The organism is Cellulosimicrobium sp. EB106-03-01-XG111, from assembly GCF_058792115.1.
In genome coordinates, this window is record NZ_JBYTEQ010000002.1 from 44,608 (window position 1) to 67,135 (window position 22,528).

The 22,528-nt window shown below is 74.6% G+C and carries 19 protein-coding genes and 1 other RNA gene; 11 read left to right on the forward strand and 9 right to left on the reverse strand.

The window, feature by feature from the left end:
- Position 1: 1 nt before the first annotated feature.
- Entirely contained in the window at positions 2 to 709 is a 708-nt protein-coding gene (locus AC3WT4_RS02145) for an NADPH-dependent F420 reductase (protein ID WP_492314568.1), read from the forward strand.
- 21 nt (positions 710 to 730) lie between these two features.
- Here the strand turns inward: AC3WT4_RS02145 and AC3WT4_RS02150 are convergent, their stop codons facing one another.
- Both AC3WT4_RS02150 and glnA read right to left on the reverse strand, forming a co-directional pair.
- Complete coding sequence (locus AC3WT4_RS02150) at positions 731 to 3,889, reverse strand: bifunctional [glutamine synthetase] adenylyltransferase/[glutamine synthetase]-adenylyl-L-tyrosine phosphorylase (protein WP_492314569.1); 3,159 nt, start codon at positions 3,887 to 3,889, stop codon at positions 731 to 733.
- The gene (glnA, locus tag AC3WT4_RS02155; RefSeq protein ID WP_021483141.1) at positions 3,886 to 5,223 is read right to left on the reverse strand and encodes a type I glutamate--ammonia ligase; all 1,338 of its coding nucleotides are present in this window, start codon (positions 5,221 to 5,223) and stop codon (positions 3,886 to 3,888) included. The genes AC3WT4_RS02150 and glnA overlap by 4 nt, the downstream gene beginning before the upstream one ends.
- Before the next feature lie 116 nt (positions 5,224 to 5,339).
- On the opposite strand from glnA, the gene AC3WT4_RS02160 reads away from it, so the two are divergent.
- Both AC3WT4_RS02160 and panB read left to right on the forward strand, forming a co-directional pair.
- On the forward strand, positions 5,340 to 7,043 hold the full coding sequence (locus AC3WT4_RS02160) for an NAD+ synthase (RefSeq protein WP_492314570.1): 1,704 nt from the start codon (positions 5,340 to 5,342) through the stop codon (positions 7,041 to 7,043).
- 56 nt (positions 7,044 to 7,099) lie between these two features.
- Positions 7,100 to 7,948 (forward strand): 3-methyl-2-oxobutanoate hydroxymethyltransferase, encoded by an 849-nt coding sequence (gene panB, locus AC3WT4_RS02165; protein WP_492314571.1) that lies wholly within the window; start codon positions 7,100 to 7,102, stop codon positions 7,946 to 7,948.
- 21 nt (positions 7,949 to 7,969) lie between these two features.
- On the opposite strand, the gene AC3WT4_RS02170 is transcribed toward panB, so the two are convergent.
- Together AC3WT4_RS02170 and AC3WT4_RS02175 are read right to left on the reverse strand one after the other, a co-directional pair.
- Entirely contained in the window at positions 7,970 to 8,887 is a 918-nt protein-coding gene (locus AC3WT4_RS02170; protein WP_186810388.1) for an N-acetylmuramoyl-L-alanine amidase, read from the reverse strand.
- Complete coding sequence (locus AC3WT4_RS02175) at positions 8,884 to 9,105, reverse strand: hypothetical protein (RefSeq protein WP_108048367.1); 222 nt, start codon at positions 9,103 to 9,105, stop codon at positions 8,884 to 8,886. The genes AC3WT4_RS02170 and AC3WT4_RS02175 overlap by 4 nt, the downstream gene beginning before the upstream one ends.
- Before the next feature lie 69 nt (positions 9,106 to 9,174).
- On the opposite strand from AC3WT4_RS02175, the gene map reads away from it, so the two are divergent.
- Positions 9,175 to 10,068 (forward strand): type I methionyl aminopeptidase, encoded by an 894-nt coding sequence (gene map / locus AC3WT4_RS02180; protein ID WP_492314572.1) that lies wholly within the window; start codon positions 9,175 to 9,177, stop codon positions 10,066 to 10,068.
- Entirely contained in the window at positions 10,065 to 10,862 is a 798-nt protein-coding gene (gene ppgK / locus AC3WT4_RS02185) for a polyphosphate--glucose phosphotransferase (protein WP_108048370.1), read from the forward strand. The genes map and ppgK overlap by 4 nt, the downstream gene beginning before the upstream one ends.
- Before the next feature lie 53 nt (positions 10,863 to 10,915).
- Here the strand turns inward: ppgK and AC3WT4_RS02190 are convergent, their stop codons facing one another.
- The 3 genes from AC3WT4_RS02190 to thiD all read right to left on the reverse strand — a co-directional run bounded on the left by AC3WT4_RS02190 (position 10,916) and on the right by thiD (position 15,291).
- Positions 10,916 to 11,281, reverse strand: a complete 366-nt coding sequence (locus tag AC3WT4_RS02190) for an STAS domain-containing protein (protein WP_021482430.1) — start codon at positions 11,279 to 11,281, stop codon at positions 10,916 to 10,918.
- A gap of 321 nt (positions 11,282 to 11,602) precedes the next feature.
- Positions 11,603 to 14,212: a phosphoenolpyruvate carboxylase gene (locus AC3WT4_RS02195; RefSeq protein ID WP_034653917.1), complete on the reverse strand. Its 2,610-nt coding sequence runs from the start codon at positions 14,210 to 14,212 to the stop codon at positions 11,603 to 11,605.
- A gap of 260 nt (positions 14,213 to 14,472) precedes the next feature.
- Complete coding sequence (gene thiD, locus AC3WT4_RS02200; protein ID WP_492314573.1) at positions 14,473 to 15,291, reverse strand: bifunctional hydroxymethylpyrimidine kinase/phosphomethylpyrimidine kinase; 819 nt, start codon at positions 15,289 to 15,291, stop codon at positions 14,473 to 14,475.
- 217 nt (positions 15,292 to 15,508) lie between these two features.
- On the opposite strand from thiD, the gene AC3WT4_RS02205 reads away from it, so the two are divergent.
- Both AC3WT4_RS02205 and AC3WT4_RS02210 read left to right on the forward strand, forming a co-directional pair.
- Positions 15,509 to 15,784 carry a ribbon-helix-helix domain-containing protein gene (locus tag AC3WT4_RS02205; RefSeq protein WP_074809647.1) on the forward strand — a complete coding sequence of 92 codons (276 nt, stop codon included), beginning with the start codon at positions 15,509 to 15,511 and terminating at the stop codon, positions 15,782 to 15,784.
- Positions 15,781 to 16,032 (forward strand): toxin, encoded by a 252-nt coding sequence (locus tag AC3WT4_RS02210; RefSeq protein ID WP_400112357.1) that lies wholly within the window; start codon positions 15,781 to 15,783, stop codon positions 16,030 to 16,032. The genes AC3WT4_RS02205 and AC3WT4_RS02210 overlap by 4 nt, the downstream gene beginning before the upstream one ends.
- A gap of 94 nt (positions 16,033 to 16,126) precedes the next feature.
- Here the strand turns inward: AC3WT4_RS02210 and rnpB are convergent.
- Positions 16,127 to 16,540: RNase P RNA component class A (gene rnpB, locus AC3WT4_RS02215), an RNA gene on the reverse strand.
- Positions 16,541 to 16,660: 120 nt separating this feature from the next.
- Here rnpB and AC3WT4_RS02220 point away from each other — a divergent pair.
- Both AC3WT4_RS02220 and recQ read left to right on the forward strand, forming a co-directional pair.
- Positions 16,661 to 18,739: a HelD family protein gene (locus tag AC3WT4_RS02220; protein WP_492314574.1), complete on the forward strand. Its 2,079-nt coding sequence runs from the start codon at positions 16,661 to 16,663 to the stop codon at positions 18,737 to 18,739.
- 68 nt (positions 18,740 to 18,807) lie between these two features.
- Positions 18,808 to 20,649, forward strand: a complete 1,842-nt coding sequence (gene recQ / locus AC3WT4_RS02225) for a DNA helicase RecQ (protein WP_074809649.1) — start codon at positions 18,808 to 18,810, stop codon at positions 20,647 to 20,649.
- A 62-nt stretch (positions 20,650 to 20,711) separates the two neighbouring features.
- On the opposite strand, the gene AC3WT4_RS02230 is transcribed toward recQ, so the two are convergent.
- Entirely contained in the window at positions 20,712 to 21,095 is a 384-nt protein-coding gene (locus tag AC3WT4_RS02230; RefSeq protein WP_074809650.1) for a tautomerase family protein, read from the reverse strand.
- 86 nt (positions 21,096 to 21,181) lie between these two features.
- Between AC3WT4_RS02230 and AC3WT4_RS02235 the strand changes: the two genes are divergently transcribed.
- Positions 21,182 to 22,024: a YaaA family protein gene (locus AC3WT4_RS02235; RefSeq protein WP_492314575.1), complete on the forward strand. Its 843-nt coding sequence runs from the start codon at positions 21,182 to 21,184 to the stop codon at positions 22,022 to 22,024.
- Between the two features lie 117 nt (positions 22,025 to 22,141).
- Positions 22,142 to 22,477: a TfoX/Sxy family protein gene (locus AC3WT4_RS02240; RefSeq protein ID WP_400112367.1), complete on the forward strand. Its 336-nt coding sequence runs from the start codon at positions 22,142 to 22,144 to the stop codon at positions 22,475 to 22,477.
- Positions 22,478 to 22,528: the final 51 nt, after the last annotated feature.

Below are 22,528 nucleotides of genomic sequence, written 5' to 3' on the forward strand. Positions count from 1 at the left end.
GATGCCACAACGGCCCGGACGACGAGGCGGGCGGAATAGTGACGCCGCGGGTGCGTTGTCGATGACCATGACGACTCTCGGGATCATCGGCGCAGGCAACATCGGCTCCCAGGTGGCGCGGGCCGCCGTCGGGCAGGGGTACGACGTGGTCATCGCGAACTCGCGCGACCCCCGCACGCTCGACGACCTCGTCGCCGAGCTCGGGCCGCAGGCCCGCGCGGCGACCGCGGAGGAGGCGGCGCGGGCCGCCGACGTCGCCGTCGTGGCGGTGCCGTTCCACGCCTACCGCGACGTCCCGGTCGAGCCGCTCGCGGGGAAGATCGTGCTCGACACGAACAACTACTACTGGGAGCGCGACGGCCACGTCGAGGCGCTCGACCGCGGCGAGACGACGTCGTCGGACCTGCTCCAGGAGCACCTGCCGGCGTCGAAGGTGGCGAAGGCGTTCAACCACATCCAGGCGCCGCACATCACGACCGACGGCACGCCCGCCGGGACGCCGGGGCGCCGCGCGCTGGCGACGTCGAGCGACTTCCCCGAGGCCGCCGCGTGGGTCGAGCGGTTCTACGACGAGCTCGGCTTCGACAGCGTCGACACGAGCCCGCTCGCGGAGTCGTGGCGCGTCGAGCGCGACCGCCCCGCGTACGTCGCGCGGCAGGACGCCGACGAGCTGCGGGCCAACCTCGCACGCGCCCCGCGCACGATCTGACCGTCCCCGCACGGCCCCCGGTCAGTCCTCGCCGTAGAAGACGCGCTCCATGACGGTGCGAGCCCGGCGGGCCGTGCGGAGGTAGTGCTCCTCCAGCTCGGCGCCCGTGTCGACGCCCGGCAGGTCGAGCACGCGCGCGAGGCCGTTGAGCGCGAAGCGGTCGTGCGGCAGCACGTCCACCGTCGTGCCCGTCGTGCGCCCGGACCACAGCACGAGCGCGCTGCGCAGGCGCGACGCGAGGTGCCACGCCTCGCCGAGGGTCGCGGCGTCGTCGGGGTCGACGAGCCCGACGTCGACCGCGGCGTCGAGCGCGTCCACCGTGGACGTGGTCCGCAGCGCGGGGACCTCGTGGGCGTGCTGGAGCTGGAGGAGCTGGACGGTCCACTCGACGTCGGAGACCCCCCCGCGCCCGAGCTTGAGGTGCCGCGACGCCTCCACCCCGCGCGGGAGCCGCTCCGCCTCGACCCGGGCCTTGATGCGCCGCACCTCGCGCACGTGCGCGAGGTCGAGACCTCCGGCCGGGTAGCGCCGCTCGTCCACGACCCGGGTGAACGCCTCGCCGAGCCCGGCGACGTCGCCCGCGACGGGCCGCGCGCGCAGGAGCGCCTGCGCCTCCCACACGCTGGACCAGCGCTCGTAGTACTCGGTGTACGACGCGAGCGAGCGCACGAGCGGGCCGGTGCGCCCCTCGGGCCGCAGGTCGGCGTCCACGGGCAGCGCGGGCTCCGGCCCGACGGCGGACAGCAGCTGCCGCAGCCGCGTCGCCGCGGCGAGCGCGTACGCCTGGGCGGCGTCGCCGGCCGCGCCGGGCGCCGGGTCGTGCACGAACATGACGTCGGCGTCCGAGCCGTAGCCCATCTCCCGGCCGCCCAGGCGCCCCATCGCGACGACGAGCAGCCGCGACGGCGCGGACGACGGGTCCGGCGCGTCGTAGCCGAGCTCGTCGCGCGCGACGAACTCCGCGACCCGGAGCGCGCCCGCGAGCACGACGTCCGCCGCGTCGGAGATGCTCCGCGCGGCGTCGACCGGGTCGACGACGCCGAGCAGCTCGGCGGCGCCCGTGCGCGCGAGCTCGCGTCGGCGCACGGCGCGCAGGCTCACCGTGGCCGGCTCGACCTCGTCGGCGCGCGTGAGGATCGCGTCGGTCTCCGCCGCGAGGCGCTCGATGCCGCGCGGGACGAGGTCGGCGTCGCCCGCGAGCCAGCGCACGGACTCGGGCGAGCGGCCGAGCGCGTCGGCGATGTAGCGCGAGTTCGACAGCAGGTGCGCGAGCCGCTGCGCCGCCGACCCGGAGTCGCGCAGGAGCTGGAGGTACCAGTGCGTCGTGCCGAGCGTCTCGGAGAGCGTGCGGAACGCGAGCAGCCCGGCGTCCGGGTCCGCACCCTCGGCGAACCAGCCGAGCATCACGGGCAGGAGCTGGCGCTGGATGGCGGCGCGGCGGCTCACGCCCTCGATGAGCGCGGTGACGTGCCGCATGGCGCCGGCCGGGTCGCGGTAGCCGATGGCGGCGAAGCGGGCCTTCGCGGCCTCCGGCGCCAGGCTCACCTCGTCCGGCGAGAGCTGCGCGACGACCGGCAGGAGCGGCCGGTAGAAGATCTCCTCGTGCAGGCCGCGCACCTCGCGCCGCGTCGCGCGCCACCGCTCGGTGAGGCCCGCGGCGCCCTCGGTCCGCATGCCGAGGGACCGGGCGAGACGACGCAGCTCGTCGTCGGCCGTCGGGAGCAGGTGCGTGCGCCGGAGCCGGAAGAGCTGGATGCGGTGCTCGAGCGAGCGCAGGAAGCGGTAGCAGACGCCGAGCCGGGCCGCGTGCTCGCGCCCCACGTACCCGCCGGCCGCGAGCTCGGCGAGCGCGGTGAGGGTGCTGCGGCTGCGGATCGAGTCGTCGGACCGCCCGTGCACGAGCTGGAGCAGCTGCACCGTGAACTCGACGTCGCGCAGGCCGCCCTTGCCGAGCTTGAGCTGGCGGTCCGCCTCCGCGGCGGGCACGTGGGCCTCGACGCGGCGGCGCATCGCCTGCGAGTCCTCGACGAAGTTCTCGCGGCCCGCCGCCGACCACACGAACGGGGCGATCGCGTCCTCGTACGCGCGCCCGAGGTCGCGGTCGCCCGCGACGGTGCGTGCCTTGAGCAGCGCCTGGAACTCCCACGTCTTGGCCCAGCGCTCGTAGTACGCGACGTGGCTCGCGAGCGTGCGCACGAGCGGGCCCTGCTTGCCCTCGGGTCGCAGCGCGGCGTCGACCTGCCACAGGGCGGGCTCGCCGGACGTGCCCGAGCACACGCGCGCGAGGCTCGTCGCGAGGCGCGCCCCCACGGTCCTGGCGTACCCCTCGTCGAAGCCCTCGGCGGGCTCGACGACGTAGATCACGTCGACGTCGGAGACGTAGTTGAGCTCGCGCGCCCCGCACTTGCCCATGCCGATGACCGCGAGACGCACCCCCGCGCCGTGGTCGTCGAGCTCCGCGCGCGCGACGGCGAGCGCGCCCTCGAGCGCGGCGGCCGCGAGGTCCGCCAGCGCGGCGCCGACCGCGGGCATGCGGGTCAGCGGGTCGGTCACGGTGAGATCCGTCGCCGCGATGCGCAGGATCCGCTCGCGGTAGGCGCGGCGCAGCGCGTCGACCCGCTCGGGCCCCGGCTCGTCCGCGACCGGGACGGCGGCATCCGGGTCGGCGCCCACGGCGCGCAGGAGCTCCGCCCGCACGTCGCCCGCGGCCACCCCGGTTCCCGGCGTCGGGTCCGCGACGACCTCGAGCAGCGCGGGGCGCCGCACGACGTCGTCGCCGAGCGCGACCGACGCGCCGAGCACCGCGAGCAGACGGTCACGCGCCGGGCCGGGCCGCAGGGTGCCCCGCGCGAGGTCCGCGAGCGCGCCGCTCGCCTCGACCTCGGGGCGCAGCGCGCCCGCGAGCCGCACGACCTGCAGGAGCGCGAGGTCCGGGTCGGCGGCCTGGCCGAAGGCGGCGAGCAGCTCGTCGTCGACGACGCCCGCCGGGTCGGCCGCACCGGCCTCCGGACCGTCGTCGTCGGACCGTGCGCCCGGGTCGAGCAGCAGCGCCAGGTCCGGGTCCGCGAGCAGGCCGGCCGAGCGCGTGATGTCGGCGAAGCCGAACCGCGCGAGCCGACCCGTGAGCGTGGGCCGGCGGGAACCGCCGGACCGACCGGACGTCGTCGTGGACCCGCTCACAGGACCTGGAGGAACCGCTTCAGCTCGAACGGGGTGACCTGCGCGCGGTACGCGTCCCACTCCTGGCGCTTGTTGCGCAGGACGAAGTCGAACACGTGCTCGCCCAGCGTCTCGGCGACGAGCTCGGAGCCCTCCATGATGCGGATCGCCTCGTCGAGGGACTGCGGGAGCGGCTTGATGCCGAGCGCACGACGCTCCGCGTCCGTGAGCTCCCAGACGTCGTCCTCGGTCTCCTCGGGGAGCTCGTAGCCCTCCTCGATGCCCTTGAGCCCGGCCGCCAGCATGACGGCGAACGCCAGGTACGGGTTGGTGGCCGAGTCGAGCGCGCGGTACTCCACGCGGCTCGAGTTGCCCTTGCCCGGCTTGTACATGGGCACGCGCACGAGCGCGGAGCGGTTGTTGTGGCCCCAGCACACGTAGCTGGGGGCCTCGGCGCCGCCCCAGAGGCGCTTGTACGAGTTCACGTACTGGTTGGTGATCGCGGTGATCTCCGCGGCGTGGACGAGCAGGCCCGCGATGAACTGGCGCGCCGTCTTGGACAGCTCGAACTGCGCGCCGGGCTCGTGGAACGCGTTGCGGTCGCCCTCGAAGAGCGACAGGTGCGTGTGCATGCCCGAGCCGGGGTGGTCGGCCATCGGCTTGGGCATGAACGACGCGAACACGCCCTGCTCGAGCGCGACCTCCTTGACGACCGTGCGGAACGTCATGAGGTTGTCGGCCGTGGTCAGCGCGTCGGCGTAGCGCAGGTCGATCTCGTTCTGCCCTGGCCCCGCCTCGTGGTGGGAGAACTCGACGGAGATGCCCATGGACTCGAGCATCGTGATCGCGGCGCGCCGAAAGTCGTGCGTGCTCCCGCGGGCAAGGTGGTCGAAGTACCCGCCCTGGTCGACCGGGACGAGCGGCGACCCGGCGTCGGCCGGCTGGTTGAACAGGTAGAACTCGACCTCGGGGTGCGTGTAGAACGTGAACCCCTTGTCGCTCGCCCGGGCGAGCGCACGCTTGAGGACGTTGCGGCTGTCCGCGAGGGACGGCTCGCCGTCGGGCGTGAGGATGTCGCAGAACATGCGCGCGGTGCCGTGCCGCTCGCCGCGCCACGGGAGCACCTGGAACGTCGTCGGGTCCGGCTTGGCGATCATGTCGGCCTCGTACACGCGCGTGAGGCCCTCGATCGAGCTGCCGTCGAACCCGATCCCCTCGGCGAACGCCGACTCGAGCTCCGCCGGCGCGATCGCCACCGACTTGAGCATGCCGAGCACGTCGGTGAACCAGAGCCGGATGAAGCGGATGTCGCGCTCCTCGACCGTGCGGAGCACGAACTCCTGCTGCCTGTCCATGCGGTACATCCTGCCTGATCCGTGTGACGAACGGGTGACACGGTCGTGTCCTGGACGTCGTGCCGCGGGGCGGCCCCCCGGACGAGCCGTCCCCCCTGCTCGTCTAGGGTGGACGCATGGCTGATCTGCGCGTCGCGCTGGCACAGGTCGACACGTGCGTGGGGGACCTCGACGGCAACGCCGCCCTGGTCCTCGAGCGCACCCGGGAGGCCGCGGCCGCGGGCGCGCAGCTCGTCGCCTTCCCGGAGATGACCCTCACCGGCTACCCCATCGAGGACCTCGCGCTGCGGGCGTCGTTCCGGCGCGCGGCGTGGGACGCCGCCGCGGGCATCGCGGCCCGGCTCGACGCCGAGGGGCTGGGCGCCGTCACCGTCGTGCTCGGCACCGTGGGCACCTCGGGCGCGCCGCGCGGTGCGGGCGCCGCGGAGCGCGAGGCCTCCGGCTCCCCCGCCGACCTCCCGACCAACCGCGCCGTCGTGCTGCGCGACGGCGTCGTGCAGGCCGCGTACGACAAGCACCACCTGCCCAACTACGGCGTGTTCGACGAGTTCCGCATCTTCGCGCCCGGCGAGACGACGACGGTCGTCGAGGTCGAGGGGCGCCGCGTCGGCATCGCGATCTGCGAGGACATCTGGCAGGACGGCGGCCCCGTCGCCGAGATGGCGACGCTCGACGAGGCGGGGAACGGGCTCGACCTGCTGCTCGTGCTCAACGGCTCCCCGTACGAGGAGGGCAAGGGGCACGTCCGCACGGACCTCGCCGCGCGCCGCGCGCGCGAGGTGAGCGCCCCGGTCGCGTACGTCAACCTCGTGGGTGGCCAGGACGACCTCGTGTTCGACGGCGGCTCGTTCGTCACCGACGCCGCGGGCACGGTGGTCGCGTCGTCGCCGCAGTTCGTGGAGGACCTGCTCGTCTGGGACCTCCCCGCCGACGGTGCCCCGCGCGGGCCGCGCGCCCCCGAGCTGCACCCGGACGAGGAGGTGTACCGGGCCTGCGTCACGGGCCTCGCGGGCTACGTGCGCAAGAACGGCTTCCGCTCGGTCGTGCTCGGCGTCTCGGGCGGCATCGACTCGGCGCTCACCGCCGCCGTCGCCGCGGACGCGATCGGGGGCGAGAACGTCGTCGGCGTCTCGATGCCGTCGCGGTACTCGTCGGACCACAGCAAGGACGACGCGGCCGACCTCGCGAAGCGGCTCGGCGCCGACTACCGCGTCCAGCCCATCGCGCCCATGGTCGAGGCGTTCCAGGGCGAGCTCGCACTGGAGGGCGTCGCGGAGGAGAACCTCCAGGCGCGCGTGCGCGGCGTGATCCTCATGGCGATCTCCAACCGCGAGGGCCACCTCGTCATCGCGCCCGGCAACAAGTCCGAGCTCGCGACCGGGTACGCCACGATCTACGACGCGGGCAGCATCGGCGGGTTCGCGCCGCTCAAGGACGTCGACAAGTCGCGCGTGTGGCAGCTCGCGCGCTGGCGCAACAACGCCGCGCTCGACCGCGGCGAGATCCCGCCCATCCCGGAGTCGTCGATCACCAAGCCGCCGTCGGCGGAGCTGCGCCCCGGCCAGACCGACCAGGACTCGCTGCCGCCCTACGACCTGCTCGACGAGGTCCTCGACGCCTACATCGAGCACGCCGAGGGACGCGCCGAGCTCCTCGCCCGCGGGTTCGACCCCGAGGTCGTCGACAAGGTCGTGACGCTCGTCGACCGCGCCGAGTGGAAGCGTCGCCAGTACCCGCCCGGCCCCAAGGTCACGGCGCTCGCGTTCGGCCGCGACCGCCGTCTGCCGATCACGAACCGCTGGCGCGAGCCGCTCGCCTGACGACGGCGGCACCCCGCGCGTCGTCCGCCCCCCTCCCGCACCCAGGAAAGGCCGTCATGTCTGCTCACACCGCCCCCGAGCCCGCCGCGACCGGCGGCACGGGACCGCGCCGCGTCCGCGTGCACCACCTCGCCGAGGCCAAGGAGCGTGGCGAGAAGATCACCATGCTCACCGCCTACGACGCGGTGACCGCGCGCATCTTCGACGACGCGGGGATCGACATGCTGCTCGTCGGCGACTCGATCGGCAACACGATGCACGGGCACGCGTCGACCCTGCCCGTCACGGTCGACGACCTCGTCCCGCCGGCCCGGGCCGTCGCCCGCGCCGCGCGCCGCGCGTTCACCGTCGTGGACCTGCCGTTCGGCTCGTACGAGGCGGGCCCGGAGCAGGCGCTCGCGACCGGCGTCCGGTTCCTCAAGGAGACGGGCGTGAGCGCGGTCAAGCTCGAGGGCGGCCGACGCGTCGCGGCGCAGATCCGTGCGCTCACGGACGCGGGCATCCCCGTCGTCGGGCACCTCGGCTTCACGCCGCAGTCCGAGAACCTGCTCGGCGGCCCGCGCGTCCAGGGGCGGGGCGACGACGCCGCGGAGCGCCTCAGCGAGGACGCGCTCGCCGTGTCCGAGGCGGGCGCCGTCGCGGTCGTGCTCGAGATGGTGCCGGTCGAGGTCGCCGCACGCGTCACCGAGATCCTGCGCATCCCCACCATCGGCATCGGCGCGGGCGCGGCGTGCGACGGCCAGGTGCTCGTGTGGACCGACATGGCCGGGATGACGGACTGGTCGCCCCGGTTCGCCAAGCGCTACGCCGAGATCGGCGCCGCGCTCGGCCAGGCGGCGGCCGACTACGCCGCCGACGTGCGCGGCGGGACCTTCCCCGACGACGCGCACAGCTTCGCCCGCTGACCTCTCGGTGCGGGCGCCGGGTCACCCCGCGCCCGCACCGCCGTCGGTGACCCACGCGGCGAGGCCGCTCGCGACGGCGTCCGCGTAGCGCTGGCGCCCCTCCTCCGACTCCATGACCGCGGCCTCGTCCGGGTTGCGCATCTCCCCCAGCTCGAGCATCACCGCCGGGCGCTCGGCATGGTTGAGCGTCGCCAGGTCGGCGCGCCGCTGGACGGGACCGTCGTCGGCCGCGACCGACGACGACGGCGCGAACCCGGCCGCCGTCAGCGCGGCCACGAGCTCGTGCGCGAGCGCGACGCTCGGCTCGCCCTGCGCCTCGTCCACGGGCGGGTCGGACACGATCGCGAAGAACCCGTGCGCGCGGCGGTCCTCCGTGCCGTTGGCGTGGAGCGAGACGAGCACGTCCGCGCCGTTCTCCTGCGGGAACCGGCCGCGCGCGTCGACGCACGGGCCCACGCCCGCGTCGTCGGGACGCGTGAGCACGACGACGGCGCCCAGCTCGGTCAGGCGCGCCGCGAGCCGCCCGGCCACGTCCCACGTGAACGCGTGCTCCGGGTAGCCGGAGTCCGTGGACGTCCCCACGGTGTTGCAGGCCTTGGTGTCGCCCCGACCGTCCGGCACGGGCGCGTTGACGACGAGCGGGTTCGCCCCGTTGCCGCCGTTGTGCCCCGGGTCGACGGCGACCGTCACGCCCGCGAGCGGGGGCGAGGGTGCCGCCTCCGTGACGGTCGGCCCGGGTGACGCCGTCGACGGCGCCGGCTCGGGCGCCGCCGGCAGGGCCCCGCCCGAGGGGGTGACCGTCGTCGGGCCGGCGCCCGACACCGCGCGCACCTGTAGCGCGACGAGGAACGTCAGCGCGCCCACCGCCAGCCCCGCGAGGAGGAGGCCGAGACGACCCGACCACACCCGACGCGGGCCGGGCGGCGGGGCGTGAGTCACTCCTCGCGCTCGCGGCGGTCTTCCTCGTCCCAGGCGTCGGTGCGCTCGCGCGCCGTCTCCAGGGCCTTCTCGGCGGCCTCGCGCGTCGGGTACGGACCCATGCGGTGCGACCACGACGCGCTCGGGCCGCGGTGCACCTCGCCGGTGCGCGTGTCGAAGTAGTACCCGTCCGCGGCCGCGGGCTCGCCGTCGTCGCTGAAGCGTGATCCGGTGCTCATGGTCCGATCCTCCCCCATACGGCCCCACCCGGCCGCCCACGGCGCCCGCGCGTTCGTAGACTGGCGGCCATGAGCACCGCCCCCGTCCCCGCTCCCCCACCCCCCGGGCGCCGAGGCCCCCTCGTGCCGGGTGTCGTGGGGCCGCAGCGGCAGGTCCCCCCGACGATCGAGCGACCCGAGTACGTGGGTCGACCGGGGCCGCGGCCCTTCGACGGGAGCGAGGTCAACGACCCCGCGACCGTCGACCGGATCCGGGTCGCGTCCCGCGTCGCGGCGCAGGCGCTCGCCGAGGTCGGGCGCCACGTCGCCCCCGGCATCACGACGGACGAGCTCGACCGCGTGGGCCACGAGTTCCTCCTCGACCACGGCGCCTACCCGTCCACGCTCGGCTACCGCGGGTTCCCCAAGTCGTTGTGCACCTCGCTCAACGAGGTCGTGTGCCACGGCATCCCGGACTCCACGGAGCTCGTCGAGGGCGACATCGTCAACGTCGACATCACCGCGTACGTCGGCGGGGTGCACGGCGACACGAACGCCACCTTCACCGTCGGCGAGGTGGACCCGGAGTCGGCGCTGCTCGTCGAGCGCACGCGCGAGGCGCTCGCCCGCGGCATCAAGGCCGTGGCGCCCGGCCGCCAGATCAACGTCGTCGGTCGCGTCATCGAGCGCTACGCCGCCCGCTTCGAGTACGGGGTCGTGCGCGAGTACACGGGCCACGGCGTCGGGCGCGCGTTCCACTCGGGCCTCGTCGTGCCGCACTACGACGCGGCCCCGGACCACGCGACGGTGATCGAGCCCGGGATGGTCTTCACCATCGAGCCCATGCTCACCCTCGGCACGTCCGAGTGGCGGATGTGGGACGACGGGTGGACGGTAGTCACCGCGGACGCCTCGCGGACCGCACAGTTCGAGCACACGCTGCTGGTGACCGACGACGGAGCGGAGATCCTCACACTGCCATGAACGCCCACCAGGACTCGCACGCCGCACCCCCTGCGGACCGCGCACGCCCCCGTACCGCCTTCGGCATCGACGTCGGCGGCAGCGGCATCAAGGGCGCTCCCGTCGACCTCGCCACCGGCGAGTTCGCGCAGGACCGGCACCGCATCCCCACCCCTCAGCCGTCGACGCCCCAGGCCGTCGCGGAGGTGATCGCCGAGCTCGTGGGCGCCTACGACCTCCCGCAGGACGTCCCGATCGGCGTCGCGTTCCCCGCCCCGCTCCAGCACGGCGTGGTCCGCTTCATCGCGAACCTCGACAAGTCGTGGACGGGCGTCGACCTCCCGGCGCTCGTCGCGCGCGAGACCGGGCGCCACGTCGTCGCCGTCAACGACGCCGACGCCGCGGGCGTAGGCGAGGTGCGCTACGGCGCCGCGCGCGACGCGGACGGCGTCGTGCTCGTCGCGACGCTCGGCACCGGCATCGGCAGCGCGCTCCTCGTCGAGGGCCACCTGCTCCCCAACACCGAGCTGGGGCACCTCGAGATCGACGGGTACGACGCCGAGACGCGGGCCTCCGACGCCGCGCGCGACCGGGAGGACCTCGACTGGGCGCAGTGGGCCGAGCGGCTGCAGCGCTACTTCGGCGTCGTCGAGGACCTGTTCTCGCCCGACCTCATCGTCGTGGGCGGCGGCGTGAGCAAGAAGCACGAGCACTTCCTGCCGCTGCTGCACCTGCGGGCGCCGATCGTGCCCGCCCAGCTGCGCAACGCGGCCGGGATCGTGGGCGCCGCGTCGCTCGCTGCCGACGCCGTCTGACGGTCGTGCGCGCGGCGCGCCCCGGTCCCCCGGGGCCGGGCGCGCCGGTGCCGTCAGGCCGGGCTGACCTCGTGGTGCTCGGTGCCGAAGATCTCGATCACACCGAGCATCTCGAGAACGTCGGTGACGACCGTCGGCGGGTTGCGCAGCGTCACGGACAGCCCCTCCTCGGAGCCGATCGTGTAGAACTGCACGAGGAACGCGATGCCCGTCGAGTCCATGAACGTCACCTTGGACGTGTCGATGACCACGGGCACGTCGCGTTCGAGCGCGTTGGCGAGCGCGGCGCTCGCCTCGCTGCGCAGGGCGACGTCGATCTCACCCCACATGTCCACGACGCTCGCGTCGCGCTCCTCGAGCAGCCGGATGCCGCCCGTCCCTGCTCCGGTGTCGCTGCGTTCGAGCTCTTGTACCAACACTGCCCCGCCCTTCGTCCTGCCTCGCCCACCCCGACGAGTGCCGCGCCTCCTGCCCGACGCCCCGACCTGTCGGGCCCCTGCTCTCGTACGTCGTCGGGCGACAGCAGGACTCCGGCGTGGTCGGTCGTCGCCAGAGTACCCCACGGATAGCGGCGGCTGGTAGGCCTCTGGCGAAGACTTTACCCAGACCCCCGTGAGCGGCCGTTCACCCGGGCGATGGTTGAGGATTCATTCAACAACTGGACGGCTGTCCAGACGACGACGGCCGCCACGGACCCGGTCTCGGGTCGACGTGGCGGCCGTCGTGGCGGGTGCCGGACGTCAGCCGGTGTTCTGCAGGCCGGCCGCGACCCCGTTGACGGTGAGCAGCAGCAGGTGCTGGAGCTCGTCCTTCACGGGGCCCTCCGCGCCGGAGCGCAGGCCGCGCAACGCGCGGACCTGGAGCAGCGAGAGCGCGTCGACGTACGGGCTGCGGAGCTGGACCGCGCGGCCCAGCACGCGCCGGCCGGCGAGCGGCCACGCGTTCTCCGTCACCGCGAGGACCTGCTCGCGCGTGAGCCGCAGCTCGTCGAGGATCGCCTGCGCGAGGTCGTCGCGGTCGCCGAGCGCGAGGTAGCGCTCCGCGATGCGCTCGTCCGTCTTGGCGAGCGACATCTCGACGTTGTCCAGCAGCGTCGCGAAGAGCGGCCACTCGCGGTGCGCCTCGCGGAGCAGCTCGAGGTCGCCGAACTCGCGCAACGCCGTGCCGAGCCCGTACCAGCCCGCGAGGTTGATGCGCGCCTGCGACCAGGAGAACACCCACGGGATCGCGCGCAGGTCGTCGAGCGACGAGACCGACAGCCCGCGACGCGCCGGCCGGGAGCCGATCGGCAGGAGGCCGACCTCCTCGAGCGGGGTCACCTGCGAGAACCACTGCGGGAAACCGTCCGCGCGCACCAGCTCGTGGAACCGGCGGCGCGACGACTCGTCGAGCGCGGCCGCGAGGTCGCGGTAGCGCTCGGTCGCCTCGGCGTTGCGCTTCTCGGTCGACGGCGCCGACGCGAGCAGCGTCGCCGCGGCGACCTGCTCGATGTGGCGCGACGCGATCGTCGGGTCGCCGTAGCGCGCGAGGATGACCTCGCCCTGCTCGGTGAGCTTGAACCGGCCGTCGACCGAGCCCGGGGGCTGGGCGAGCACGGCACGGTTCGCCGGGCCGCCGCCGCGGCCGAGGGCCCCGCCGCGGCCGTGGAACAGCGTGAGCGTGATGTCGTGGCGCTCGGCCCACTGCGCGATGCGGCTCTGCGCGTCGTGCAGGGCGAGCGTCGCGGAGACCGGGCCGACGTCCTTGGACGAGTCCGAGTAGCCGAGCATGACCTCGACGCGACGCCCGTTCTCGGCGAGCCGGCGCTGCACCTGCGGCAGCGTGAGCATCGACTCGAGGATGTCGACGCTCGCCCGCAGGTCGGCGAAGGTCTCGAACAGCGGGATCGCGTCGACCACGGGCGCCTCGTCGGAGCCCTCGAACGCGAGCTCCGCGAGCTCGTACACCGCCGCCAGGTGCTCCGGCTTCTGCGTGAACGACACGATGTAGCGGCGTGCGGCACGGATGCCGTAGCGCTGCTGGACCGCGCCGAGCGCGCGGAACGTGTCGAGCACCTCGCGCGTGCGGTCGGAGAGGTCGCCGTGCAGGCCCTTCTCCGCGATCTCGGCGAGCGCCCCCTCGTGGACCTGGGAGTGCTGGCGCACCTCGAGCTCCGCGAGGTGGAAGCCGAACGTCTCGACCTGCCACACGAGCTGCTGCAGGTCCCCGTACGCCGCGCGGGGCGCGCCCGCCGCGACGAGGGACTCCTGGACGACGCGCAGGTCGGACTCGAGCTGCTCCGCGTTCGGGTAGGCGAGGTCGGCGTTGCGCGCCCGCGTCGCGGCGATGCGGTCCGCGACGACGAGCAGCACCGCGCGGTGCGGCTCGCGCGGCGACGCCTCCGACGCGGCGACGGTGACCGCCTCCGAGAGCCGGCGCTGGCGCTCCCACAGGGCGCGCAGACCGTCCGACGGCGGCGTGCCGTCCTGGTCGAGCGTGAGCTTGCGCCCGACGGCGCGCGCCTGCTGCTCGAGCGCCGCGAGCGCGTGGTCCGCCGCGATCGCCGCGGCCTGGCGCGTCACGTCGGCGGTGACGTTCGGGTTGCCGTCGCGATCGCCGCCGATCCACGTGCCCAGGCTGACGAACGGCCGCACGAGCGGCTCCTCGCGCCCCGCCTCATCACCCAGCAGCCAGTCGTCCAGGCGGCGGTAGACGGTGGGGAACGTGTCGAACATCGTCGCGTCGAACACGCCGAGCGCCGTCTTCACCTCGTCGAGGACCGACGGCTTGTGCTCGCGGATGGGGGCGGTGCGCCACATCGTGTCGATCTCGGCGAGGAGACGGCGCTCGTTCTCCGCGAGCGACGTGCCACCGAGGCGCTGCGCGTCCCGCTCGTCGAGGAGCGTCGCGATGCGCCGCACCGCGCCGGAGACCGCACGACGGCGCGCCTCCGTGGGGTGCGCCGTGAGCACGGGACGGAACTCGAGGCGGCGCAGACGCCGCAGCGCCTCCTCGCGCCCGACCTCGCCGACGAGCTGCTCGAACGCCTCGGGCAGCGAGTCGTCGGGCGTCGTGGCGCGCGTCGCGAACTCCGCCTCGCGCTCCCGCAGGACGCGCACGCGGTGGTACTCCTCCGCGAGGTTCGCGAGGTGGAAGTAGCACGTGAAGGCCCGCGCGACCTGCTCGGCGCGCGCCATGGACAGGCCCTCGACGAGCGCCTCGGCCTCGGCGAGCACCGCGCCCGACCGGTCGTCGTACGCACGGATCGAGAGCTCGCGGAGGCGCTCGACGTCGTCGAGCAGGTCCTGGCCGCCCGTCTCGCGCAGCACGGTGCCGAGGAGGCCGCCGAGGAGGCGGACGTCGTCGCGCAGCGGGCCCGGGACGTCGTGGCGCGCGAGGCCGCGCCCGGCGTGACCGGTGTCGTCGGGGAGGTCGGAGACGTCGGCGGAGACCCGGTCGGGGCCGTCGGCAGCACCCGGGGACGGGGACAGTTCCGAAGGGGAGAGGTCGTTCACGGTGACGAGAGTATTCCTTGACCGTCAGGGGACGTCGAGACGTCCGAGGGGTGATCGCTGGTCGAGCACGGGTCGGCCCGGGGTCGTGAGGCGCGGCCCGGGCGCACCGCAGGAGGTCAGCGGCGCGCGCCGACCCGTACCGCGTCGAACGGCGCGTTCGACGCCACGCGGTCCTCGATGGAGGCGGTGACGACGTGCTTGGCGACGCGCGCGGCGTCGAGCACCGAGGCGCCCTTCGCGAGCTCCGCGGTGATCGCGGCGGCGAACGTGCAGCCGGCCCCGCTCACACGCTCCTCGCCGATCTTCGGGGTGCGCAGCACGTGCACCTCGTCGCCGTCGACCAGGACGTCGACCGCGTCGGGACCGGGCAGCTCGACGCCGCCCTTCGCGACGACGGCGCGCGGGCCGAGGGCCTGGACCTTGCGCGCCGCCTCGACGAGCTCCTCGACCGTCTCGATCGACTCGACGCCCGCGAGCGTGCGCGTCTCGAAGAGGTTGGGCGTGACGACGGTCGCGAGCGGGAGCACCTGCGCGCGCAGCGCCGTGTCGGTGTCGAGGGCGGCGCCGGGCTCCTGGCCCTTGCAGATGAGCACCGGGTCGAGCACGACGTGCTCCCACGTGCGCGAGCGCAGCGACTCGGCGACGACGTCGATCGTCGCGGGCGTCCCGAGCATGCCGATCTTCACGACCGACGGCTCGTGCGTGACCGTCGCCGCCTCGAACTGGTCGGCGATCACCTGCGGGTCCACGGGGACGAAGCGGTGGCCCCAGTCGTTCTTCGGGTCGAACGAGACGATGCACGTGAGCGTCCCGACGCCGTAGGCGCCGAGCTCCTGGAACGTCTTGAGGTCGGCCTGGATGCCGGCACCGCCGGTGGCCTCGGAGCCGGCGATGACGTAGGCGAGCGGAGGCGTGTGCGAGTCGTGGTGCGACATGGTGCTCCTCGGCACGAGTAGGACGGGTCCGTCCTCCCGGTGGTGCCGGGAGAGGCGGACGGACGAGCCGGCGGACCGGCGTCTCCGCGGCGGGTGCGGCACGACAGCCTAACGCCGCACCGTGGCTCGCACGCCGTCCCGCTGCCCCGCGGCCGCCGCGGCCCGGCGCCGCCGCAACGGACTGAACGCCTCACACATTTTCGTGTACGTTATTCCTATGAGCGAGGAACAGCGCACCATCCACGGAGAGCCGGTCCCCGACGAGCAGATCCAGGCCTGGGCGGACGAGGCCGAGGCCGGATACGACCTGCCCGCTCTCCGCAAGCGCCGCCGTGGCCGCCCCGCGGCCGGCGACGGCCCAGGCAAGCCCGTCACGGTCCGCCTCGACGAGCAGACCCTGACCGCGCTCCGGGAGCGCGCCGAGCAAGAAGGTCTGGCGAACGAGTCGGAGGCGATCCGCGCCGCCGTCCGCGCCTGGGCCCACGTCGCGTGAAGCTCCACGAGTCCGCACGGAAGCACTACACGCGGGACCGCCTCACCGACGACGTCGTCCTCTACGCCGTCGAGCACGCACTTCTGCGCGAACCCCTCGACGACGAGGACGACCCGCGCCGCTGGCTCCTGCTCGGCGTCGATCCTGCCGGGCGGGTTCTCGAGCTCGTCGTCCTCACCTTCGACTCCGGGGACGAACTGACGATCCACGCGATGAAGGCCCGCCCGCAGTACCTCGACTGGCTGTAGCACGACCCGCCGAAGAAGACCCCCAGCCGTCTCGTGGCCCTCGTGCAGACCGAGGGCAACCTGCCTGCGACGCCGCAGGTCGGGCGGTGGGATGCGGACGAGCCGGTCTGTACGCCGGGTTCTGTTCCCGCGCGAGGTCACCCTCGCACGGGCGACGGTCATCCATCTAGGCCCTGCGTTACCGCAGGGCTCGAGCGGTCTACCCGACTGTGCTTCTCCGTGGAGAATCGGGCGGGCAGCCCTCAGACACAGTCTGTCTGACCTTGCTCCAGGTGGGGTTTACCGAGCCGGACCGGTCACCCGGTCCGCTGGTGGTCTCTTACACCACCGTTTCACCCTTACCGCACCGGTCGGGGCCGGAGCCCTTCCCGACGCGGCGGTCTGTTCTCTGTGGCACTGTCCCGCGGGTCACCCCGGGTGGGCGTTACCCACCACCTTGCCCTTCGGAGCCCGGACGTTCCTCGGCGGGAGGCACGAGGCCCCCCGACGCGACCGTCCGACCGACTCGTCCGCGCCAGCAAGGCTACCGCTCCCGGGCGGCTCGGCGGACCAGCGACCGGCCCGCCGGAGGGTCATGGCCCCGTAGGATGTCCCGCCCCCCCTCGAAGACTGCTCCCGGAGGTCTGTCGTGCCCGCCACCGCCGTACCGTCCGTCCCCGACGCGCCGAGCACGACACCCGCCGGCGACACGTCGGGCGAGCTCGCCCGGGAGCAGGAGTTCCTGGCCGACGCCCGCACGCAGCTCGCCCGCATGCGCGAGCTGGCCGGGTCTCTCGACGCCCTCGCCGGGGACCGGGTCAGCGCCGAGCATCTCGAGGCCGCGCTCGCCCGTCGGCTCGCCCAGCTCGCCGACGACCCCGAGGTCCCGCTCTTCTTCGGCCGCATCGACCTCGACGGCACCGACCACGAACCCGCCGAGGTCTTCCACATCGGGCGCCGCCACGTCTCCGACCCCGAGGGCGACCCGCTCGTCGTCGACTGGCGCGCCCCGGTGAGCACGCCCTTCTACCGCGCCACCCGCACCGAGCCGATGGGGGTCGCCGTCCGCCGCCGCTACGGCTTCCAGCGGGGCGCTCTCACCGGCTTCGAGGACGAGACGCTCACCGCCCCGGGTCCCGGTGCCGAGCCCTCCGCGATCCTCGAGGCCGAGATCGAGCGTCCCCGTACCGGGCCGATGCGCGACATCGTCGCCACCATCCAGCCCGAGCAGGACGTCATCGTGCGCAGCGGGCTCGACCGGACCGTCGTCGTGCAGGGCGCGCCCGGCACCGGCAAGACCGCCGTCGGGCTGCACCGCGCCGCGTACCTGCTGTACTCCTACCGGGAGCGCGTGAGCCGCGCCGGGATGACGGTCGTCGGGCCGAACGCGAGCTTCCTGCGGTACATCCGCGACGTGCTGCCCGCGCTCGGCGAGGTCGACGCGACCCAGACCACCGTCGAGGAGATCGTCACGGCGCACGGCCGCCTGCGCGGCACGGAGCCCGCGGAGGTCGCCCGGCTCAAGGGCGACGGGCGCCTGGCCGAGGTGCTCCGACGCGCCGTGTGGTCGCACCTCGTCGAGCCGTCCGAGGCGCTCGTGCTGCCGCGCGGTGCGCGCCGCTGGCGCGTCGCCGCGCACGAGGCACGCGAGTGCGTGGCGCAGGTGGTCGGCCGGGAGCCGCGCTTCGACGCCGGTCGCGACCACCTGCGGCACGCGCTCGCGCACCGGATCCTCGTGCAGATCGAGGAGTCCGGGGAGGCGCTCGACGAGCGGGCCTGGGACGCGCTCGCGCGCACGCGCCCGGTCCGGGACTACACCGCCGCGGTGTGGCCGAAGGTCACGCCGACGGCGCTGCTGCACCGGCTCCTCGTCGACCCCGCGTTCCTCGCCGCGAGCGCCGACGGCGTCCTCACTGCTGCCGAGCAGGAGCTGCTGCGCCCGGCCCGACCTTCCCGGACGGCGGGCACGGCCCGCTGGACGCTGGCCGACCTCGTCCTGCTCGACGAGGTCGCGGACCTGCTGGCCCGCGGCGCGTCGGTGGCGCACGTCGTGGTGGACGAGGCGCAGGACCTGTCGCCGATGATGCTGCGCGCTCTCGGGCGCCGGGCGCGCACCGGCTCGCTGACGGTGCTGGGCGACCTGGCCCAGGCGACGACGCCGTGGGGGGTCTCCTCGTGGACCGACGCGCTGACGCACCTCGGCAAGCCCGACGGCCACGTGGAGCAGCTCACCGCGGGGTTCCGCGTCCCCGGCGACGTCATCGAGTACGCGGCCCGCCTGCTGCCCTCCATCGCGCCGGACCTCGACCCGCCGGTCGCCGTCCGCCGGGCGCGGGGCGAGCTCGTCCTCACCACGGGGCCGCTCGTGGAGCTGGTCCGCGCGGCGCTCGACCGGGAGGGGTCGGTCGGGCTCATCGTGCCCGACGCCGGCACCGACGTCGCACGCACGGCACTCGCTGCGGCGGGCCTCGCCTTCGCGGTCGTCGGCGAGGCGACGGACGACGCGGGCACGGTCGAGTTCGACGCGCGCCTCGACCTCGTGCCCGCGTCGCTCGCGAAGGGGCTGGAGTTCGACCACGTCGTGCTGGACGACCCGGAGGGCGTGGTCCGGGGCGAGCCCGATCGGGTCACGGGTCTGCGGCGGCTGTACGTCTGCCTGACCCGCGCGGTGACGTCCCTCGCCGTCCGCCACCGGGACGACCTGCCCGCCGAGCTCCGCCGTCCGTGACGGGCGCCCCGGCGCGTGGACGGACGGGCCGGGACCGTCGTGTCGGATCTCCTCGGTAGGGTGCCCGGGTGGCCACAGCGACTGCGACCGACACTGCGACGGACACCACGCTCGACGTGCTCCGGCGGGTCTTCGGGTACGACGCGTTCCGGGGCGAGCAGGCTGCCATCATCGACACCGTCGTCGGCGGCGGCGACGCCCTGGTGCTCATGCCCACCGGCGGGGGCAAGTCGCTGTGCTACCAGATCCCCGCGCTGGTCCGCGCGGGGACCGGTGTCGTGGTGTCACCGCTCATCGCCCTCATGCAGGACCAGGTGGACGCCCTCGCGGCGCTCGGCGTCCGCGCGGCGTTCCTCAACTCCACGCTGTCCTCGGAGGACCGCCGCGCCGTGGAGCGCGCGCTCGTGGCGGGCGAGCTCGACCTGCTGTACGTGGCACCGGAAGGACTCCGCAGCCGCGCCACCCTCGACCTCCTCGACCGGACGCCGATCGCGCTCTTCGCGATCGACGAGGCGCACTGCGTGTCCCAGTGGGGGCACGACTTCCGGCCCGACTACCTCGAGCTGTCGGTGCTGCACCAGCGCTGGCCCTCCGTCCCGCGCATCGCGCTGACGGCGACGGCGACGGCGGCCACCCGGGCGGAGATCGCCCAGCGCCTCGACCTGGAGGGCGCACGGCACTTCGTCTCCAGCTTCGACCGCCCCAACATCACCTACCGGATCGTGCCCAAGGACCGGCCCGAGAAGCAGCTGCTCGACCTGCTGCGCACCGAGCACGCCGGGGAGGCGGGGATCGTCTACTGCCTCTCGCGCGCGTCGGTCGAGAGGACCGCCGCGTCGCTCGTCGCGAACGGGATCCAGGCGCTGCCCTACCACGCCGGGCTCCCCGCGTCGGTGCGCGCCGCGAACCAGTCCCGGTTCCTGCGCGAGGACGGCCTGGTCATGGTCGCGACGATCGCCTTCGGCATGGGCATCGACAAGCCCGACGTCCGGTTCGTCGCGCACCTCGACCTGCCCAAGTCCGTCGAGGGGTACTACCAGGAGACGGGGCGGGCCGGGCGTGACGGGCTACCTTCCACCGCCTGGCTGGCCTACGGCCTCGCCGACGTCGTGCAGCAGCGCAAGCTCATCGAGACATCCGACGGCGATGCCGCGCACCGGCGCAACCTGGGCCAGCACCTGAACGCGATGCTCGCCCTCTGCGAGACCGTCGAGTGCCGTCGCGCCCAGCTCCTCGCCTACTTCGGGCAGGAGCACCCCGGGGGCTGCGGGTCGTGCGACACGTGCCTCGCCCCGCCCGAGGCCTGGGACGGCACGGTCGCCGCGCAGAAGGTGCTCTCGACGGTGTTCCGTCTGGAGCGTGAGCGCGGGCAGAGCTTCGGCGTCGGGCAGGTCGTCGATATCCTCCTCGGCCGGGACACGGAGAAGGTCCGCCGGTTCCGGCACCAGGAGCTGTCGGTGTTCGGGGTCGGCAAGGACCTGTCCGAGGACGAGTGGCGGGCCGTGGTGCGCCAGCTCCTCGCGCAGGGGCTGCTCACCGTCGAGGGCGCGCACGGGACGCTCGTGCTCACCACGGGGAGCGGGGAGGTCCTGGCCCGGCGACGCGAGGTCCGGATGCGGCACGAGCCGGCTCGTCCGGTGCGGGCGGCGAAGGGACGGAAGGCGGCGGCCGCCGCCGAGCTGGCCGAGGCCGACGTCCCGCTCTTCGAGGCGCTGCGCGCCTGGCGGGCGGGCGAGGCGAAGACCCAGGGCGTGCCCGCGTACATCGTGTTCGGGGATGCGACGCTCCGCGGGATCGCGACCGCCCGGCCCGGCTCGCTCGAGCGGCTCGCGCAGGTGAGCGGCGTCGGCGAGAACAAGCTCGCCCGGTACGGCGACGCGGTGCTGGCCGTCGTCGCCGAGGCGGGTTGAGCGGCCGCGCGCCGGGCTCCGGACCGCCCCCCCTCCGCCCGAGGCAGGGGACGCGATGCGGGTCAGACGTCGACGCGGTACGACAGCGCGAGCTCGTCGCCGCTGACCCCGCGGATGCCCCAGTTCTCGCGCGGGCTCTCCAGGATCACGAGCTCTACGTCGTCCGCGGTCACGCCCAGGGCGGGCGCGACGTCGTCGTACAGCGCCGTGATCAGCGCGCGCTTGGCCGCGCGCGTGCGTCCGGTGAAGCAGACGACCTCGACGACGAGGTACGCGTCCGAGCGCGGGGCGACGAGGTCGTCGTCGTCCAGGAGCAGGAAGCGGTGGAACCGCTTGTCCGGCGGGAGCTGCCACGCGCGCACGAGCGCGTCGTGCAGCGCGTCGGACACCTCCCGGCGCCGCTCGCCCCACACGCTGCGCCGTCCGTAGATCTTCACCTGGGCCACGGGGCGAGCGTAGCCGTGACGCACCCCACGCCGTCGGCCCCGGTCACCCGCGGCGGCGACGTCGCGCGCGCTCGTAGAGTGACCCGGTGCTCGTGCTGCTCCCCCCGTCCGAGGGCAAGACCCCCGCGCCCGACAGCGCCCCGCCCGTCGACCTCGACGCCCTGACCTCCCCCGCGCTCACCGCGCACCGCGTGACGGTCCTCGACGCGCTCGCCGCCGCGAGCGCCCGGCCGGACGCGCACGACGTCCTGGGCACGACGCCGGGGCTCGCCGAGGAGGTGCGGCGCAACACCGTGCTGCGGTCGGCCCCGGCCGGTCCGGCGGCCGACGTGTACACGGGCGTGCTCTACGGCGCCGCGGACCTCGCGGGCGCGCTCGCCGCGGGCGGGGAGCCTGCGCGTCGGGCCCGCGAGGACGTGCGCGTCGTGTCGGGGCTGTGGGGCGCGCTCTCCCCCGCCGACCGGGTCCCGGCGTACCGGCTCTCCATGGCGGTGGACCTACCGGGCGTCGGGAGGCTCGCCACGGCGTGGCGGCCGCACCTCGCCCCCGTGCTCGACGAGCGCGCGGCGGGCGACGTCGTCGTGGACTGCCGGTCCGCGACGTACGTGGGCGCGTGGAAGCCGCGGACGTCGGGTCCGTCGGCGGCCGAGTGGGTCGCGGTGCGGGTCGTGCGCGAGCACGCCGGGAAGCGCACCGTCGTCTCGCACAACGCCAAGCACACGCGCGGCGTGCTCGCCGGGCACCTCGTGCGCCGGGAGGCGGCGGCGCCGTCGTCCGCGGCCGGGCTGCTGGACGCGGCGCGCGAGCTCGTCGGCACGGTGATCGGGACCGAGGTCGGCTCGGGCCTCACCTACCGGTTGATCGAGGCGACCCTGCACGACGCCACGACCCGCAGCGGGCCGCGCACGCTCGAGCTCGTCATCTCCTGAGCGCTCCGGCCGAGCGGTCCGGGCGAGCGTTCCGGCCGAGCGGTCCGGCGCGGTCGTCGGCCCGGACGGGCGCCCCGCGCCGCTGCGCCGGGACGGGCGGGGGTCCACAGTGGACCCATGGCCGTCAGCCAGGACCTCGCCGACCGCGTCCGCGCGGTGCTGACGCCCCGCGCCCCGTTCGAGGAGCGGACGATGTTCGGCGGCCTCGCGTTCCTCGTGGACGGGCGCATGGCGGTCGCGATCACCGGGGACGCCCTCATGGTGCGGGTCGGCACGGGCGGACGCACCGCCGCCCTGGAGCACGGCGCCCGGCCGATGACGATGGGCACCCGCACGATGGCGGGGTGGGTCGTCGTCGACGGTCCGCGCCTGGCGGACCCGCGCGACCTCGACGCCTGGGTGGAGACCGGTCTCCAGGTCGCCCGCACCGCGCCTCCGAGGCCGCCGAGGTAGAGCCGTGGTCGCGACCACGGCTCTACCCCGCGCCACGGGGAGCGTCGCTCA

What these genes read in the sequence shown, in the direction of transcription:
- glnA (WP_021483141.1), bottom strand. Translation starts at nt 5,223, where the DNA reads ATGGACAGGCAGCAGGAGTTCGTGCTCCGCACGGTCGAGGAGCGCGAC.
- AC3WT4_RS02205 (WP_074809647.1), top strand. Translation starts at nt 15,509, where the DNA reads ATGAGCGAGGAACAGCGCACCATCCACGGAGAGCCGGTCCCCGACGAG.
- thiD (WP_492314573.1), bottom strand. Translation starts at nt 15,291, where the DNA reads ATGTCGCACCACGACTCGCACACGCCTCCGCTCGCCTACGTCATCGCC.
- AC3WT4_RS02175 (WP_108048367.1), bottom strand. Translation starts at nt 9,105, where the DNA reads ATGAGCACCGGATCACGCTTCAGCGACGACGGCGAGCCCGCGGCCGCG.
- AC3WT4_RS02240 (WP_400112367.1), top strand. Translation starts at nt 22,142, where the DNA reads ATGGCCGTCAGCCAGGACCTCGCCGACCGCGTCCGCGCGGTGCTGACG.
- AC3WT4_RS02145 (WP_492314568.1), top strand. Translation starts at nt 2, where the DNA reads ATGCCACAACGGCCCGGACGACGAGGCGGGCGGAATAGTGACGCCGCG.
- ppgK (WP_108048370.1), top strand. Translation starts at nt 10,065, where the DNA reads ATGAACGCCCACCAGGACTCGCACGCCGCACCCCCTGCGGACCGCGCA.
- AC3WT4_RS02160 (WP_492314570.1), top strand. Translation starts at nt 5,340, where the DNA reads ATGGCTGATCTGCGCGTCGCGCTGGCACAGGTCGACACGTGCGTGGGG.
- panB (WP_492314571.1), top strand. Translation starts at nt 7,100, where the DNA reads ATGTCTGCTCACACCGCCCCCGAGCCCGCCGCGACCGGCGGCACGGGA.
- map (WP_492314572.1), top strand. Translation starts at nt 9,175, where the DNA reads ATGAGCACCGCCCCCGTCCCCGCTCCCCCACCCCCCGGGCGCCGAGGC.